The 16,424-nt window shown below is 70.6% G+C and carries 14 protein-coding genes; 7 read left to right on the forward strand and 7 right to left on the reverse strand.

Going from position 1 to position 16,424, the window contains the following annotated elements; translation table 11 throughout:
- Nucleotides 1-6 precede the first annotated feature (6 nt).
- Together leuS and HD596_RS59265 are read right to left on the reverse strand one after the other, a co-directional pair.
- Nucleotides 7-2,457 carry a leucine--tRNA ligase gene (gene leuS / locus HD596_RS59260; RefSeq protein WP_185078058.1) on the reverse strand — a complete coding sequence of 817 codons (2,451 nt, stop codon included), beginning with the start codon at nt 2,455-2,457 and terminating at the stop codon, nt 7-9.
- Nucleotides 2,458-3,198: 741 nt separating this feature from the next.
- Nucleotides 3,199-3,585: a hypothetical protein gene (locus tag HD596_RS59265; RefSeq protein ID WP_185078059.1), complete on the reverse strand. Its 387-nt coding sequence runs from the start codon at nt 3,583-3,585 to the stop codon at nt 3,199-3,201.
- Between the two features lie 175 nt (nt 3,586-3,760).
- On the opposite strand from HD596_RS59265, the gene HD596_RS59270 reads away from it, so the two are divergent.
- The gene (locus HD596_RS59270; RefSeq protein WP_185078060.1) at nt 3,761-4,978 is read left to right on the forward strand and encodes a hypothetical protein; all 1,218 of its coding nucleotides are present in this window, start codon (nt 3,761-3,763) and stop codon (nt 4,976-4,978) included.
- Here HD596_RS59270 and HD596_RS59275 read toward each other — a convergent pair whose 3' ends face one another.
- Nucleotides 4,979-6,220, reverse strand: coding sequence for a cytochrome P450 (locus HD596_RS59275; protein WP_185078061.1), 1,242 nt, complete (start codon nt 6,218-6,220; stop codon nt 4,979-4,981).
- Between the two features lie 208 nt (nt 6,221-6,428).
- Here HD596_RS59275 and HD596_RS59280 point away from each other — a divergent pair, with 208 nt between their 5' ends.
- On the forward strand, nt 6,429-7,457 hold the full coding sequence (locus HD596_RS59280; RefSeq protein ID WP_313047492.1) for a methyltransferase domain-containing protein: 1,029 nt from the start codon (nt 6,429-6,431) through the stop codon (nt 7,455-7,457).
- Here HD596_RS59280 and HD596_RS59285 read toward each other — a convergent pair.
- From HD596_RS59285 to HD596_RS59295, 3 genes are read right to left on the reverse strand one after another with little or no spacing between them, the layout of a single operon-like run.
- Entirely contained in the window at nt 7,447-8,328 is an 882-nt protein-coding gene (locus HD596_RS59285; RefSeq protein ID WP_185078062.1) for an alpha/beta fold hydrolase, read from the reverse strand. The two genes, HD596_RS59280 and HD596_RS59285, sit on opposite strands and share 11 nt — an antisense overlap.
- A gap of 45 nt (nt 8,329-8,373) precedes the next feature.
- Nucleotides 8,374-9,627, reverse strand: coding sequence for a cytochrome P450 (locus HD596_RS59290; RefSeq protein WP_185078063.1), 1,254 nt, complete (start codon nt 9,625-9,627; stop codon nt 8,374-8,376).
- 44 nt (nt 9,628-9,671) lie between these two features.
- The gene (locus tag HD596_RS59295) at nt 9,672-11,216 is read right to left on the reverse strand and encodes a GMC family oxidoreductase (protein WP_185078064.1); all 1,545 of its coding nucleotides are present in this window, start codon (nt 11,214-11,216) and stop codon (nt 9,672-9,674) included.
- 142 nt (nt 11,217-11,358) lie between these two features.
- Here HD596_RS59295 and HD596_RS59300 point away from each other — a divergent pair, with 142 nt between their 5' ends.
- Both HD596_RS59300 and HD596_RS59305 read left to right on the forward strand, forming a co-directional pair.
- Entirely contained in the window at nt 11,359-12,894 is a 1,536-nt protein-coding gene (locus HD596_RS59300; RefSeq protein ID WP_185078065.1) for a long-chain-fatty-acid--CoA ligase, read from the forward strand.
- 65 nt (nt 12,895-12,959) lie between these two features.
- A complete protein-coding gene (locus HD596_RS59305; protein ID WP_185078066.1) occupies nt 12,960-13,508 on the forward strand; it encodes an AAA family ATPase in 549 nt (182 codons plus the stop codon).
- Here HD596_RS59305 and HD596_RS59310 read toward each other — a convergent pair.
- Entirely contained in the window at nt 13,474-13,902 is a 429-nt protein-coding gene (locus HD596_RS59310; RefSeq protein ID WP_185078067.1) for an SgcJ/EcaC family oxidoreductase, read from the reverse strand. The two genes, HD596_RS59305 and HD596_RS59310, sit on opposite strands and share 35 nt — an antisense overlap.
- 80 nt (nt 13,903-13,982) lie before the next feature.
- On the opposite strand from HD596_RS59310, the gene HD596_RS59315 reads away from it, so the two are divergent.
- From HD596_RS59315 to HD596_RS59325, 3 genes are read left to right on the forward strand one after another with little or no spacing between them, the layout of a single operon-like run.
- Entirely contained in the window at nt 13,983-14,429 is a 447-nt protein-coding gene (locus tag HD596_RS59315) for a MarR family winged helix-turn-helix transcriptional regulator (RefSeq protein ID WP_185078068.1), read from the forward strand.
- Complete coding sequence (locus HD596_RS59320) at nt 14,426-15,073, forward strand: HAD family hydrolase (RefSeq protein WP_185078069.1); 648 nt, start codon at nt 14,426-14,428, stop codon at nt 15,071-15,073. The genes HD596_RS59315 and HD596_RS59320 overlap by 4 nt, the downstream gene beginning before the upstream one ends.
- Before the next feature lie 26 nt (nt 15,074-15,099).
- The gene (locus HD596_RS59325; RefSeq protein ID WP_185078070.1) at nt 15,100-16,032 is read left to right on the forward strand and encodes a phosphotransferase; all 933 of its coding nucleotides are present in this window, start codon (nt 15,100-15,102) and stop codon (nt 16,030-16,032) included.
- Nucleotides 16,033-16,424: the final 392 nt, after the last annotated feature.

A 16,424-nucleotide genomic window follows, 5' to 3' on the forward strand; every position in this document is an offset into this window, starting at 1 on the left:
CCGCGCTTACGGGACGATGTTGACCAGCTTGGGGGCCCGGACGATCACCTTGCGGGGCGAGTTGGTCAGGTAGGGGGCGACCTTCTCCGAGGCCAGCGCCAGCCGCCGCAGCTCGTCCTCGGTGATGTCCGGCGAGACCTCCAGCCGGTCGCGCACCTTGCCCGCCACCTGCACCACGCAGGTGACCGACTCCTGCACCAGCAGCTCGGGCTCGGCCACGGGCCACCCGGCGAAGGCGACGGCGCCGGTGCGGCCCAGCCGCTCCCAGCCCTCCTCGGCGGTGTACGGGGCCACCAGCGACAGCATGATCGCCAGCGTCTCCGCGGCCTCGCGCACCGCCGGGTCGCCCGCGCCGGGGCCGGAGTCGATGGCCTTGCGCGTGGCCGAGGTCAGCTCCATCATGCGCGCCACCGCCACGTTGAAGCGGTAGGACTCGATCAGCTTGGTGACCTCGTCGATCGTGCGGTGGGTGACCTTGCGCAGCTCCAGGTCGCCGCCCTCGAACGCCACGCCGGGCGCGCTGTCCACCTCGGACATCACGCGCAGCGCGCGGGCCAGGAACTTCAGCGACGCGGCCGGCGAGACGTCGGCCCAGTCGATGTCGTCCTCGGGCGGCCCGGCGAAGACCATGGTCAGGCGCACGGCGTCGACGCCGAAGTCGTCGATCTGCTGCCCCAGGTCGACACCGTTGCCCAGGGACTTGGACATGGCCTTGCCGCCGTTGATCACCTGGCCCTGGTTCAGCATGCGCCGGAACGGCTCGGTGAAGTCGACCATGCCCATGTCGTGCAGGACCTTGGTGAAGAACCGCGAGTAGAGCAGGTGCAGCACCGCGTGCTCGATGCCGCCGACGTACTGGTCGATCGGGCCCCACTTGCGCACCTGCTCGACGTCGAACGGGCCGTCGGTGTAGCCGGGCGAGCAGTAACGCAGGTAGTACCACGACGAGTCGACGAACGTGTCCATCGTGTCGGTGTCGCGCTTGGCCGCGCCGCCGCACTTGGGGCACTCGACGTTGACCCACTCGGTGGCGCTGGCCAGCGGGGAGACGCCCTTGGGGGCCAGTGCCTCGCCGCGCATGTCGGGCAGCGTGACCGGCAGCTGCTCGTCGGGGACGGGCACCTCGCCGCAGTCGCCGCAGTGGATGATCGGGATCGGCGTGCCCCAGAACCGCTGGCGGGACAGCAGCCAGTCGCGCAGCCGGTAGTTGACTGCCCCCGTGCCCTTGCCCTCGCGCTCCAGGATCTCGATGATCTTGGAGATGGCCTCGGTCTTGGTCAGGCCGTCGAGCGGCCCGGAGTTGACCAGCGTGCCCTCGCCGGGCGTGGCCTCGCCGGTCTCGCCCGGGTCGGCCAGGCCGGTGTGCACGACGACCTTCACCGGCAGCCCGAACTTCAGCGCGAAGTCCAGGTCGCGCTGGTCGTGGGCGGGCACCGCCATGATGGCGCCGTGGCCGTAGTCGGACAGCACGTAGTCGGCCGCCCAGACCGGGATGCGCTCGCCGTTGACCGGGTTGACCGCGTAGCGGCCCAGGAAGACGCCGGTCTTCTCCTTGTCGGTGGACAGCCGCTCGATGTCGCTCAGCTTGGCGACCTCGGCGCGGTAGGCCTCGAACTCGGCGCGCTGCGCGTCGGTGACGATCTCGTCGGCCAGCTTGGCGTCCACGGCGACCACGAAGAACGTGGCGCCGAACAGGGTGTCGGGCCGCGTGGTGTAGACGTGGACCGGCTCCTCGCGGCCCTCGATCTCGAACAGCACGTCGGCGCCCTCGGAGCGGCCGATCCAGTTGCGCTGCATGGTCAGCAGCCGCTCGGACCAGCCCTCCTGCAGCTGGTCCATGTCGTCCAGCAGGCGCTGAGCATAGTCAGTGATCTTGAAGTACCACTGCGTCAGCTCGCGGCGGACGACGTCGGCGCCGCAGCGCTCGCACTTGCCGGCCACGACCTGCTCGTTGGCCAGCACGGTCTGGTCGTTGGGGCACCAGTTGACCAGGCCGCCCTTGCGGTAGGCCAGGCCGCGCTCGAAGAACCGGTTGAACAGCCACTGGTTCCACCGGTAGTAGTCGGGGTCGCTGGTGTGCAGGCGGCGCGACCAGTCGAAGGACAGCGCGTAGCGCTTGAAGGAGGTGACCTGCGTCTCGATGTTGGCGTAGGTCCACTCGGCCGGGTGGGCGTTCCGCTTGATCGCGGCGTTCTCCGCCGGCAGGCCGAAGGAGTCCCACCCGATCGGGTGCAGGACGTTGTAACCCTTCTGGTACCAGTAACGAGCGACCACGTCACCCAGCCCGAAGGCCTCGGCGTGGCCCATGTGCAGGTCGCCGGAGGGGTAGGGGAACATGTCGAGCATGTAGCGGCGCTCGCGCGGGTCAGCGGGGTCTTCGCTCGCCCGGTAGGGTTCCTGCTCCTCCCATCGCTGCTGCCACTTGGCCTGCAGCGCCTGCGGATCGTACTCACTCACGGCTACTGTCCTTCTGGCTTGATTCGGACCCCATAAGAAAACCCCCCGTGCACACAACGAGGGGTAGCCGCGACGGCGAGAATCTTCAGGGCCGTCGCGGCCCGCTAAGAAGCAGGGTCGCGGAACGCATGTGTCAAGCCTAGCGCACGTCTTCGGCTGAATGCAGATACTCGATCGAGGTCCACCGGCACAATGGACCCTTCAGGTCCAGCGAGACCTGATGGTGATGTATCCGTTGTGACCTCATTCGTCCCCTATGAATACCCTTGTCACCGTGGTGTACCCAGCTGAGCCCGAGCGACCGGAGGTCGGCCTGCCCATGCAGGACCCGCCGACGGATCCGCATGGCTTCGCTCGTTTCGCTGCGGAACCACCTGTATCTCCTGGAAAATCCCATGAGATCATGCCTGGTACGTCAAATCCGGATATAACGGGCTATCCGGACAGATCCCTGGGAGGGCCGGCAGCAATGGCAACGGAGAATTCCGGACCACACCTGCCACCGTCCTGGCCAGACGCACCGCGCCGCGACGCGCCCGGCTCCCCCGCAACGGAGGTCCCCATGTCCTGGCCCGAGGCCCCGAGGTCCGCTCAGCAGGACCCGGCGTGGCCCGAGCCGCCGCGCACGGACGACTCCTGGCCGGAGCCGCCGCGCCGCGCCCGCCCCGAGCCCGCCCGTTCCGAGGCCGCCCGTTCCGATGCCGGCCGTTCCGATGCCGGCCGCTCCGAGGCCGGGGGCCCTCAGTCGTGGCCGGACCTGCCGCCCCAGGGCGCCACCGGACCCTCCTGGCCGGCCCCGCCGGCCCGCGACGCCACCGGCCCCTCCTGGCCCGAGCCCGCCCCGCAGGGCGCCTCCGGTCCTTCCTCCTCCTGGCCGGACGTGCCGCCCCCGAGCGCGGCGGGCCCGTCCTCGTGGCCCGACTCGCCTCCGCAGAGCGCCGGCCCGTCCTCCTGGCCGGAGGCGTCCTCGCAGAGCGCGCCGACCGCCTGGCCCGACGCCGCGCCGCAGAACGGCTCCTCCTCGTGGTCCGACTCCACGTCGCCGAACGGGCCTTCCTCCTGGTCCGACTCCCCGCAGAACGGCCCGTCCTCGTGGCCGGACGCCGCACCGCAGAGCGGGCGGTCCACCCGGTCCGATCTGCCGCTCCCCGGCGGACCCTCACCGCTCCCGGGCGGGCCGCTCCCCGGCGGGCCGTCCTCGTGGTCTGACGGGCCTCAGCAGGGCAGCGCCGGGCCGACCTCCTGGCCCGAGGCGCCGGCACGGGGCGGCTCTGAGTTCGGCTCGCGGGGCGAGGACCGCCCGGTGCCGGACCCGATCCCGGCGTGGGAGCTGCCGCCCGTCCCGTCCTCCGACTCCTGGTCGAACCTCTCCTCCCCCGCCCCCTGGCCCCCCGCCGAGCGGGACAGGGCCGACTCCCCGGAGCAGGCGACGGCGATGTACCAGGTCGACGACCTTCCGCAGGGCGCGCACGCCCCACCCCGGCAGGCGCACCCCTCCGAAGAGCGGACGATGACGTACGCCCAGCACACCGAGAACCTGCTCAACGACCGCGCCGCCCCCTCCCCCGACATGGACTCATCGAACATCAGCGCCACGCCCCCCGCCGAGGACACCGACGCCCCGCGCCCCGGTTCGAACCTGAACCGCGACCCCTCGGACCCCGACCGCCCGTTCGTGACCGCAGGCCAGATCAGCGGCTCCCGCACGCCTCCGCCGGAGCGCCAGCAGGAGCTCTGGAACACCGTCTTCGGCGACAACTACCAGGCCATGGACGACCAGGACTCCCTGGAGGAGGAGAGCCAGGGCAAGCCCATCTGGATCTACGCGCTCGGCGGCTCCGTGGCGATCGCGCTGGTCGCGGCGCTGCTGTGGGCTTTCCTCGCCGGCCCGCTGGCCAGCGACGACCCGGCGACCTCCAACGCCGTGGCCGAGAAGCCCACGACCGCGCCGAAGCCGAGCACCACGCGGTCCTCGACCACGATCGGCGCGCTGCCGAAGTACCCGGGCAAGGCCGCCCCGGTCATCGGCAGGGTGCCCGACGCCGCCGCCGGGATCTCGCTCCCGCGCCTGGGCGGCACCTGGCGGCTGGACACGCGCACCACCGTCAAGGCCACCTACAACTACGACACCCGCCAGTACGTCCCGATCACGCAGGACAAGAGCGCCCAGCTCATGTCCGGTCCGCTGCCGCAGAAGCTGGCCTCGTACTACGAGAAGGACAACCTGGAGCCGGTCATCAAGCAGGTGGTGCTGGACGCGCGCAAGCGCTTCTTCCCCACCGGCAACAGCGTCCGCAAGATCGCTCAGCAGCCGATCAAGGTGGGCGACAACACGGGACGGCTGATCGCGTACTCCCTGACGTCGGAGACGGAGAAGGCCACGATCGTGACGATGGCCATCAACACCGGCGGCAACCTGCCGGCCATCGTCTACATGTCGATCCCGGCGGAGAGCAGGCAGCAGCTCATGCCCGACGTCCGCACGGTCATGAACCAGCTGCGGATCGGCGCCCAGGGCTGATCAGAAGTCGCACTCCATGTGCTTGATCCCGTTGATGAACATGGAGTGCAGCCGGTCGGGCCTGCCGCCCTCGATCCGCGGCACGCGGCGCAGCAGCTCGCGGAACATCACCGTGATCTCCCGCCTGGCCAGGTGCGCGCCCAGGCAGAAGTGGGGGCCGGGCCCGCCGAAGCCGACGTGCGGGTTGGGCTGCCGGGTGATGTCGAAGCGGTGCGGGTCGGCGAACACGCTCTCGTCCCTGTTCGCCGACCAGTAGAACAGGACCGCCTTCTCGCCCTTGCGGTAGAGGTGCCCGTTCATCTCGTGGTCCCTGGTGACCTTGCGGCGCATGAAGTTAACGGGGGAGGCCAGCCGGACGATCTCCTCCACGGCGCCGGGCGCGTGCCCGTCGATGTCCTCCAGCCAGAGCGCGCGCTGATCGGGGTGGTTGGTGAGCAGGCGCAGCCCGTACGAGATGGCGTTCCTGGTGGTCTCGTTGCCCGCCACCACCAGCAGGATGAAGAACGACCCCAGCTCCTGCATCGTCAGCCGCTCGCCGTCGATGTTGGCGTTGACCAGGGACGACGTCAGGTCGTCCGTGGGGTTTTCGGCGCGGTGGGCGGCGAGGTCCTGCACGAGCTGCTGCAGCTCCATGCCGGCGGTGAGCAGGCGCTCGGCGAGCTGGTTGAGGTCGGCGCCGCCGTATTCAGGGTCGAAGCCGCCGAGGATGACGTTCGAGTGCTCGAAGACGAACTGGTAGTCCCGCTCGGGGATGCCCATCATGTCGCAGATGATCTTCAGCGGGAGGCGCGCGGCGACCTCGGTGACGAAGTCGCAGCCCGGGCCCTTCGCCAGCAGGTCGTCCACGATGCCGGCGGCCGCCGCCTCCACGTCCGCCTCGAACTGCTTGATCATCTTGGGCGTGAACGCGCGCGAGACGATCCTGCGCAGCCTGGCGTGGCGCGGGTCGTCCATGTTGATCATCGAGCCGAAGTACTCGGCGAACTCGGCGGGCATGTCGGGGATGTTCGTCGCGCCGCCGTCGCCGGAGGAGAAGACCTCGGGGTTGCGGCTGGCCTCGAGGATGTCGGCGTGCTTGACCAGGGCGTGGTAGCCGGGGCCCCTGGGCGCGAAGTCGATCTCCATCTCCTGGAAGAAGGCAGGGGCCTCCAGCGCGCGCAGCCGCTCGAACGCCGCCTCGCGCTCGCTCATGGGCCGGGCCCAGAAGTCGCGATCCGACAGATCGAAGTCCAGGACGCTCATAAGCCCATCTTTTGTGAAAGCAACCACTTACGTCAATCGGAAAACCAGTGGCTCGCGGCGGCGGGCGGGCTCTAGGGTGGCGCGCATGACGTTCTTCTTCTTCCACCTCCGGTAGCGATCCGCCGGCGGGTCGCGGACCACCCCACCGCCGGCGATGCGGGACGGCTGAGCGAGCGCCGTCCCGGGTCGCGACGTGGGAGAAGGACACGTGCATACCTTTGCCGTGGCCAGGGCGGTGCATGGCATCGAGGCCCTGGTGGCCACGGAGATTCGACGTTCCCGGCTGGGCGTGGTGCGCGGGGTGCGCCATCGCGAGGTGTGGTTCGAGGCCGCGCCGGGGGCCGACCTGACGGGCCTGCGGACCGCGGACGACGTGCTGCTGGCCGCCGCCGTGGTGGACGGGATCGGCCACGGCCGCTCCGCGCTGCGCCGGCTGGCCCTCGCGGCCCGTTCCGTGAACCTGGGCGGCCTGGCGGGCAGCGGGGTGGAGGTGTCGGCGTCGTTCGTCGGGCGGCGCAACTACACCCGGTTCGAGATCGAGGACGCGGTCGGGGCCGAGCTGGCGCGGCCGCTGCGGCTGCCGTACCACTCCAGGAGGGACGGGGCGCGGCCGCCGCGCGACGCGATGTCGTGGCGGGTCACGATCGAGGGCGACCGGGCGCTCATCGCGCTGCGGCTGGCGGACCGGCCGCTGCACCGGCGGGCGTACAAGACGGACTCGATCCGGGGCACGCTGCACCCGCCGGTGGCCGCCGCCATGGCGGCGCTGGCCCGCCTCGGGGGCTCGGGGACGGTGCTCGACCCGTGCTGCGGCGCGGGCACGACGCTCATCGAGGCCCACGCGCTGGCCCCGGACGCGCGCCTCCTCGGCTTCGACCACGACCCGGCCGCGCTCCGCGCGGCGACCGCCAACGCGCGGGCCGCAGGCGCGGCGGTGTTCGGGTGGGGCGTGGCGGACGGCGGGCGGATCCCGCTGGCCGGCGGGAGCGTGGACCGGGTGCTGGTGAACCCGCCCTGGGGGCGTCAGGTGCCGCCCCGCGGGCTGCTCGCGCGGGACCTCGGCCCGCTCTGGCGGGAGGTCCGGCGGGTGCTGGCCGGCGACGGGCTCGCCGTGGCGCTGGTGCACGGCGGGATCCCGCGCGGGTTCGTGCTGGAGGAGGCGGTCCGGGTCAGCCTCTCGGGGCAGCATCCGGTGATCGCGGTCCTCAGGAAGGAGGCGGGCCGCGTCAGGAGGTGAACCCCCGGGGGCGGACCTGGGTCATCTCGGCCGCGGACGGCGCGCCGAGCCAGTCCAGGACGAGCCGGTTGACCTCGGCCGGGCGCTCCAGGTGGAGGAAGTGCCCGGCGCCCGCCACCAGCTCGGCCCGCGACCCCGGGGGCAGGTGGCTCATCGCGTTCTTGGCCAGCTCGGCGCTCAGGCATCCGTCCTGGGCGCCGTGCAGGTAGAGGACGGGGGCGGTGATCCCCCCCTCCAGGGCCGGGTAGCGGCCGGACGGAGGCGTGGTGCCGAGCATGGCCCGGTAGTAGCCGAGGGCCGCGCTGAGGTTGGCGGGCTCGCCGATGCTGCGCCGTACGAACTCCAGGTCCTCGCGGGCGTCGTAGCCGGGCGACCAGTCACGCCAGAGGTTCTCGATGAAGCCGGGGCTCGCGGCGGCCGCCTCGCCCACGGCCGTCTGGAAGAGGAAGACGTAGAACGACCGCTTGAGCTGCTCGTACTCCAGGAACCCGGCGCCGAGCGAGCCGGGCGGCGGCACCGCGAGCGTGACGGCCCGCCGGAAACGTCCGGCCAGGTGGTACACGGGGAAGGCGCCCCAGTCGTGCCCGATGACGACCGCGTCCTCGTCGCCCCCGAGCTCCTCGTGCAGCGCGCGGACGTCGGCGACCAGCGCGGCGTCCTCGTACGCGCCGTCGGCGGGCACCTCGGTGGGCGCGTATCCCCGCATGAACGGCGCGACCGCGCGGTAGCCGCGCTGGGCCAGCGCGGGCATCAGGTGCCGCCAGGTGTGCGCGGAGTCGGGGAAGCCGTGCAGGCACAGCGCCAGCGGCCCCTCACCCAACGACAGATACGCGAACTCCACCCCGTTGGCGTGGATAGTCCTGATCTCCATGACTGCGAAACCTAGCATTCGGCCCGCCTCAGGAGTACCCACTGATCAGAACGTATAGCTCATGTGCTTGATGCCGTTGATGAAGTTCGACAGCAGGTGGTCGGGCTCGCCCACGGCCTTGATGTGCGGCACCCGGGTGAACAGCTCGCGGAACATCACGGTCATCTCCCTGCGCGCCAGGTGCGCGCCCAGGCAGTAGTGCGGCCCGGGCCCGCCGAAGCCGACGTGCGGGTTGGGGTCGCGGGTGATGTCGAAGGTGTCGGGGTCGGAGAAGACGGCCTCGTCGCGGTTGGCGGAGTTGTAGAAGAGCAGCACCTTGTCGCCCTTCTTGTAGCGCATGCCGTTCATCTCGTGGTCCCGCGTCAGCGTGCGGCGGAACTGGATCACCGGCGTGGCGTAGCGGATGATCTCGTCGCAGGCGGTGACGATATGGCCGTCGAAGTTGTTCAGCAGGATCGCGCGTTGGTCGGGGTGCTCGGTGAAGAGCTTGAGGCCGTGCGCGATGGCGTTGCGGGTGGTCTCGCTGCCCGCCACCACGAGCAGGATGAAGAACGACCCGAGCTGCTGCGGGCTGAGCCGCTCCTCGCCGTTGACCAGCAGGCTGACCAGGTCGCCCGTGGGGCGCTTGCGCCGCTCGTCGCCCAGGCGGGCGGCCAGCCGGTTGAGGGAGTAGCCGGCGCGCAGCAGCTTGCCCAGGCCCTTGGCGACGTTGCGACGGGTGAGGTCGGTGCCGACGCCGGTGTATTCGGGGTCGGCGTTGCCCAGGATGACGTTGGTCTGCTGCAGCACCATGTCATGGAACTCGGCCGGGATCCCCATCATGTCGCAGATGACCCGTACAGGGAGTTTGGCGGCCACCTGCGCGACGAAGTCGCCCGGCCCCTGCTCGATCGCGTCGTCCACGATCTCGGCGGCGGCCCTGGCCAGGTCCTCCTCCATCTTCGCCAGGATGCGCGGCGTGAAGGCCCGGGAGACGATCCGCCGTAACTGCGCGTGCCGGGGATCGTCCATGTTGATCATGGAGCCGAAGTAGACGCTCAGCCAGCGGGGCATGTCGGGGATGCTGTTGGAGCAGGGCTCGCTGCTGAACACGGCCGCGTTCCTGCTGGCCTCGGTCACGTCGGCGTGGCGTACGAGGGCGTAGAAGCCGGGACCACCGCCGATGAAGGGCAGGATCTGCTCCCGCGTGAAGACCGGGCGGTCCAGCTGTCTCAGCCTGCGGAAGGCCTCATTGCGCTCGGACTGCGGCAGGCCCCAGAACGGGATCTGCGACAGGTCCAGGTCGGCGGACAGTGTCATATCACACAAGCCTTCTGCAAGTGCCCACTTACGTCAAGGGGTACTTACCGGTGCTTCCCGATGAGATCGGCTGCCTTTTCGCCGATCATGATAGCCGGGGCGTGGGTATGGCCGCGGTTCAACGTCGGCATCACCGACACGTCGACGACCCTGAGCCCGTCGACTCCGCGTACGCGCAGGGAGGGGTCGACCACCGAGGCGTCGTCCGTCCCCATGCGGCAGGTGCCGACCGGGTGATAGAGCGTCTCACCGCGCTCGCGCACCCACCGCGCGAGCTCCTCGTCGCTCTCCGGCGCCCAGTACGGCGCCATCGGCCCGCCCGCCCACGGCTTCATGGCGGCCGTGGCGAAGATCTGCTTGGCCGTCTTCAGCCCCGCGACCAGGCGTCTGACGTCGGCCTCCGCGCTCAGGTAGGCGGGGTCGATGACCACGTCCCGGCCGTTGAGCCCGACCCGGCCGCGGCTCTCCGGCTGCAGCAGCACGACCCCGACGGTGAGCCCGTGGCCGGTCGGCGGGGTGAGGCCGTGGTCCACGAACGGAACGGGCGCGAAGATCAGCTCGATGTCGGGGGCGGGCTCCTCGGCCGAGGTCCTGATGAACGCGACCGCCTCGCCCACGTTCGTGGTGAGCATGCCGGAGCGCAGCACGATGTAACGCAGCAGGTTGCCGATCGACTCGGCCTTGGTCAGCGTCACCGGCTGCTTGCACTCGACGAACACGCCGCTCGAAAGGTGGTCCTGGAGGTTCTTGCCGACCTCGGGCAGCTCGTGCACGAGCGTGATCCCGGCGTCGCGCAGCTCGTCGGGGGCGCCCACGCCGGAGCGCATCAGCAGGTACGGGGACCCGATCGCGCCCGCCGACAGGATGACCTCGCCCCTGGCCCTGACCTGGGCGCCGCCGCTGTGCTCGATGCCGATCGCGCGCCGGCCCTCGAACACCACCCGGTCCACGGTGGCCCCGGTGATCACGTGGAGGTTGGGCCGGCCCTTGGCCGGGCGCAGGTAGGCGTCGGCCGAGCTCCATCTGCGGCCCCGGTTCTGGGTGACGGGGGTGGGGCAGCAGCCCTCGTTGGAGGGGCCGTTCAGCTCCTTGAGCCTGGGGAGCCCGAGCTCCTCGCACGCCTTGAGGAAGGCGGCGGTGGTGACGTTGGGGCTGCGCAGCTCGGAGATGTAGAGGGGCCCGGAGGTGCCGTAGACGCCGCCCTCGTTGCTGCCGACGCGGTGCTCGGCCCTGGTGAAGTACGGCAGGACCTCGCCGTACGACCAGCCGGGGACGCCCCACTGGTCGTAGTCGCGCTCGCAGCCGCGTACCCACATCTGGGCGTTGAGCGAGGACGACCCGCCGATCACGCGGCCCCGGGGCCAGTAGAGCTCGCGGCCCGACATCTCGCCCTGTTTGGCCGTGGTGTAGTTCCAGTCGTAGTCGGTCTTGAACAGCTTGGCGAAGCCCGCGGGCATGCGGATCTCCAGCTTGTCGTCCTGGCCGCCCGCCTCGACCAGCGCGACCGTCACGCCGGGATCGGCCGAGAGCCGGTTGGCCAGCACGCACCCGGCGGACCCCGCCCCGACGATCACGTAGTCGTACTCCATGACTCCTCCAAGTAACTTGGTACTTGCTTACTCCAGGCGGGGCCGCGCGTCCATATGGAGTTGTGACCTGGGTTACCTACCAGTCGGTATGGAGGGTTTGCGAGGATGGCGGCCAAGCCCCGGCTTTGAGGAGGAAGGCGTCATGCTCAACCTGTCGACCGTCCTGGAGGACAGCGCCAGGAACACCCCTGACGGCACCGCCATCGTCTTCGGCGACATGCGGCTGCCGTACTCCATGATCGACACCATCGCCAACCAGGTCGCGAACCTCCTGGTCGCCCGCGGTGTCGGCAAGGGGGACAAGGTGGCGCTGGCGTGCCCCAACCTGCCGTACTTCCCGTTCGTCTACTTCGGCATCCTGAAGGTCGGCGCCACGGTGGTGCCGCTCAACGTGCTGCTGCAGTCGCGGGAGATCACCTACCATCTCGGCGACAGCGACGCCAAGGCCTTCTTCTGCTTCGAGGGCACCCCCGAGCTGCCGCTGGGCGAGCGCGGCAAGGCGGGCTTCGAGGCCGCGGAGGGCTGCGAGCACTTCTTCGTGCTGCCCGCGACCCCGCTCGCGACCGAGTCCGAGTACGGCGAGTCGATCTGGGCGGCGCTGGGCGGCATGGCGGGCGAGTTCGAGACCGTGCAGACGGCGCCGGACGACACCGCGGTGATCCTCTACACCTCGGGCACCACGGGCCAGCCCAAGGGCGCCGAGCTCAGCCACCAGAACATGCTGCTCAACGCCATGGTCTGCGACAAGATGTTCCCCCGCTCCGACGAGGGCGACACGTACCTGGCGGTCCTGCCGCTGTTCCACTCCTTCGGCCAGACCGTGGTCATGAACACCGGCTTCCTGCGCGGCGCCACCGTCGTGCTGCTGCCGCGCTTCGACCCGGGCGACGCGCTGGCGCTCATGGCCAAGGAGGGCGTCACGTTCTTCGCCGGGGTGCCGACGATGTACTGGGGCCTGCTCACCAAGATCCACGCGGAGGGCGTGGAGGTGCCCCGCTCCCTGCGCGTCGCCGTCGCGGGCGGCGCGTCCTCGCCGGTGGAGGTGCTCAAGGACTTCGAGCGCACCTTCGGCATCAGCATCCTGGAGGGGTACGGCCTGTCGGAGACGTCGCCGGTGGCCAGCTTCAACCAGCTCGGCCGCCCCACCAAGCCCGGCACCATCGGCACCCCGATCTGGGGCGTGGAGATGAAGCTGGTCGACGGCGACTGGAAGACCGTCGAGGGCGAGGGCCCCGGCGAGATCGCCATCCGGGGCCACAACGTCATGAAGGGCTACTACGGCCGCCCGGAGGCGACGGCCGAGGTGATGAACGACGGCTGGTTCCGCACGGGCGACATCGCGACCCGTGACGCGGACGGCTACTATTCCATCATCGACCGGGCCAAGGACATGATCATCCGGGGTGGCTTCAACGTCTATCCGCGGGAGCTCGAAGAGGTCCTGATGACCCACGAGGCTGTGTCGCTGGCCGCCGTGGTGGGGGTCGCGCACGAGTCCCACGGCGAGGAGATCAAGGCGTACGTCATCCCCGCGCCGGGCGCGACGATCACCGAGGACGAGCTGATCGCCTGGGCCAAGGACAACATGGCGGCCTACAAGTATCCCCGGATCGTCGAGTTCCGCGACTCCCTGCCGATGACGGCCACGGGCAAGATCCTCAAGCGCGAGCTGCGGTAACCGGTCGACTCCTTTCCCATCAGGCGCGGGCACTCTGCCCGCGCCTTTGTCTTTGTGGAGGTCTCGTGGCGGACGGATATGTCGTCATCACCGGTGGCCCGGGCGCCGGGAAGAGCACGCTGGCCGAGCACCTCGCCTCGCTGGGGTTCCGGGTGCAGCCGGAGGCCGGGCGGGCCATCATCCGGGACCAGGTGGCGATCTCGGGGCCGGCGCTGCCGTGGCTGGACCCGGGGCTGTTCGCCGAGCTGATGTTGTCGTGGGACCTGCGGTCCTACCACGCCGCCTCGGGGACGGAGGCCGTGGTCTTCGATCGGGGGCTGGTCGACACGATCGGATATCTGCGCATGCTGGGGCGTACGGTGCCGCGGCACCTGCACAACGCGGCGCTGACGTACCGCTATCACCGGCGCGTGTTCGCCGCGCCGCCGTGGCCGGAGATCTACGAGCACGACAGCGAGCGGAGGCAGAGCCTCGGGGAGGCCGAGCGGACCTACGAGGCGGTCGTGCGGGCCTACGCCGACTACGGCTACTCGGTGGTCACGCTGCCCCAGGCGCCGGTCGAGGAGCGGGCCGCGTTCCTCATCCGCGCGGCCGGCTGGCCGGCACGTACCTGAACGACACCGCCTCCATCAGCGGCCGGCGCCGGGTGTTGTGGAAGGACGCGATGCGCCACCTGCCGTCGGCCTCGCGGACCAGCGTGTACGTCTGCACCTTGGTCAGCTTGGCGGGGCGCTTCTTGGCCACGTCTCCCCTGCCGGTGACCACGGCGGTGCCGGGGCCGTGGAAGCGCACCTCCGTGATCTCGTTGAACATCTTCGTGCCCTTGAGCACCGTGTCGAACAGGGCCTGGTGACCGGCGGCCAGGTCGTCGCGGCCGTGGTAGACGGTGCCGACGAAGGTCGTGTAGGTGGCGTCCTGCGTGAAGCACGCCCCGTACGCGGCTCCGTCGCCGCGGTTCCAGGCGTCCTCCAGCTCGGCGAACAGGTTCTGGATCTCGCTGGTGATCATTTCCGCTCCCTCTGGTATTATTTGCATTAAGTAAGTCTCTGCGTTCATGCAGATATCAACTTAAGGAAGAGGAGTTGGGTTTGTCAACCGATCCGAGCGCTGTCTTCCGGCGCTACCTGAGCGCGATCGTGCTCAACAGCCTGGCCGCCGCCGAGGCCGCCGGGCTCAACGCCACCGACTACTACGCGCTCAACCTGCTCGACCTCACCGGCCCGCTCACCTCCGGCGAGCTGGCCGCCCAGACGGGGCTGACCACCGGCGCCACCACGCGGCTCATCGACCGCCTGGAGCAGGGCGGGTACGTACGCCGCGCGCCCGACCCCGCGGACCGGCGCAAGGTCATGGTCGAGTCGGTGGGCCGGCCGGAACGGCTCGACGAGGTGCTGGCGGGGACCAGGGCCCGGCTGGCCGAGTTGCTGGGGGGATATCCGGAGGCGGAGCGGGCGACGTTGTTCGACTACTTCGAGCGGGCCGCGACGGCGTACCGGTCGGCCACCGACGAGCTCATCGCGGCGCGGAACGCATGACGCGCCCCCTGGCCCTCTTCGACCTGGACAACACGCTGATCGACCGGCTGGCCGCCTTCGAGCTGTGGGCCGCCGAGTTCGCCGCCGAGCGAGGGCTCGGCGAGGGGGCGGCGGCGTGGCTGGTGGAGGCGGACGCGGACGGGTCCCGGCCCATGGACGCCTTCTTCGGGCTGGTACGCGACCGGTTCGGGCTGGCCGAGCCGGCCGGCGAGCTGTGGGCGGCGTACCGGGCCCGGCTGCCCCATCTGGTCCACTGCCCCGGCGAGGTGCTCGACGGGCTCGATCGGCTGCGGGCGGCCGGATGGGCGGTGGGCATCGCGACGAACGGGATGGCCGACAACCAGACCGGCAAGATCGAGCGTACGGGGCTCGCGACCCGCGTGGACGGCTGGGCGATCTCGGGGGCGGAGGGCGTGCGGAAGCCCGACGTACGGCTGTTCGAGATCGCGGCCCGGCGGTGCGGCGCGTCGCTGGGACCAGGCGGCTGGGTCATCGGCGACGACCCCGAGAAGGACATCGCGGGCGGCCGCCGGGCGGGGCTGCGGACGATCTGGATCGACCGGGGAGTCACCGGCGGGGTCGCGGCCGATCACACGGTGACCGACGTGCTGTCCGCCATCGAGCTGCTTATCCAGCTGAATTGAACCGCCCGGATCGGTAGCCTGGCCGGATGCGGGACAGGCCGGATGCGTTCGACGAGGGGTTGCTGCTGCCCGCGCTCGGCGCGTGGGGCATCGAGGCGCGCACGCTGGACTACGCGCCGGTCGGCTTCGGCGACTACCACTGGGTCGCCGACGGGCGCTGGTTCATCACGGTCGCCGACGTACGGCGGCGCGGCTTCGACGGGCTCCGGCCGGCCATGGACACGGCGGCGGCGCTGCGGGCCGAGGCGGGGCTCGACTTCGTGGTGGCGCCGCTGCGCACCACCGACGGCGCGACGCTCCTGCGGCTCGACCGGCATCGGTGGGCGATGAGCGTCTTCCCCTACCTGAACGGCCTGGCCGGCGAGTTCGGCCAGGAGCAGCCGGCCGGAGACCGCGCCGCGATCATCGACCTGCTCGCCGCCCTCCACGCCACGCCGCCACCCCTGTCCACTCCGGCGCGCCCCCTGGAGCTGTCGGGCCGGGCCGTCCTGGAGCAGTCGCTCCAGGACCCGCGCCTGCCCTGGCTGGGCGGCCCGTACGCGGAGCCCGCCAGGGAGGTGATCGCCGACCACGCCGCGGTGCTGCGCCGCCGGCTCGCGGAGTTCGACCGTACGGCGGCCCGCACCGGCGAGCCCGTCGTGACGCACGGCGAGCCGCACCCGGGCAACCTGCTGCGGTCCGGCTCGCGGTGGCTGCTGGTCGACTGGGACACGGTGGGGCTGGCGGCGCCCGAACGTGACCTGTGGCTGGTCGCCAGGGACGCCGACGACCTGGCCCGCTACGCCGACGCCACCGGCCGCACGCCCGACCCGGGGGCGCTGGAGCTCTATCGGCTGCGGTGGGCCCTCGATGACGTGGCCGAGTTCGTGGAGTGGTTCCGCTCGCCGCACGGGCACACGCCGGACGCCGAAGAGAGCTGGAACGGCCTCACGAGCACCCTCGAAAACCTGGCGTCCTAGCGTGACGGCTCCCCGCCCACCGTGGTGATGAGCCGCCTGCCCGGCACCCCGTGCTCGGCATGGCCGCGTGCTCGCTCTCCTGTGATTCATGAATCTTACTCTTGCTCCGATGCATACGGTAGCAATAAAGTTACTCTTAGCAATCACGTTCGCCAAAGGAGATCACGTGGGCAGGCACGCCAAGCCCCATAGTCCCAAGGACGAGCTACCAGAGCCCCAAGAGGACTCCCCCGAGGACGAAATCCACACCAGCCGCGGGAAACACGCCAAAGACCGGCAACCGTCACAGTAGACGCGCCCCGCCCCTCTCCACGGGGGACGGTGCGCCCACTGGAAAGTTGCGCGCTGAAATAAGCCGGGAGGCTTCGTGGCTCGCCACGCGATGGTGACCA

The organism is Nonomuraea jabiensis, assembly GCF_014204795.1.
Classification (GTDB): domain Bacteria; phylum Actinomycetota; class Actinomycetes; order Streptosporangiales; family Streptosporangiaceae; genus Nonomuraea; species Nonomuraea jabiensis.

Coding starts and splice junctions, on each gene's coding strand:
- HD596_RS59275 (WP_185078061.1), bottom strand. CDS start 6,220: ATGAGCGTCCTGGACTTCGATCTGTCGGATCGCGACTTCTGGGCCCGG.
- HD596_RS59285 (WP_185078062.1), bottom strand. CDS start 8,328: ATGGAGATCAGGACTATCCACGCCAACGGGGTGGAGTTCGCGTATCTG.
- HD596_RS59290 (WP_185078063.1), bottom strand. CDS start 9,627: ATGACACTGTCCGCCGACCTGGACCTGTCGCAGATCCCGTTCTGGGGC.
- HD596_RS59295 (WP_185078064.1), bottom strand. CDS start 11,216: ATGGAGTACGACTACGTGATCGTCGGGGCGGGGTCCGCCGGGTGCGTG.
- HD596_RS59300 (WP_185078065.1), top strand. CDS start 11,359: ATGCTCAACCTGTCGACCGTCCTGGAGGACAGCGCCAGGAACACCCCT.
- HD596_RS59310 (WP_185078067.1), bottom strand. CDS start 13,902: ATGATCACCAGCGAGATCCAGAACCTGTTCGCCGAGCTGGAGGACGCC.
- HD596_RS59320 (WP_185078069.1), top strand. CDS start 14,426: ATGACGCGCCCCCTGGCCCTCTTCGACCTGGACAACACGCTGATCGAC.
- HD596_RS59325 (WP_185078070.1), top strand. CDS start 15,100: ATGCGGGACAGGCCGGATGCGTTCGACGAGGGGTTGCTGCTGCCCGCG.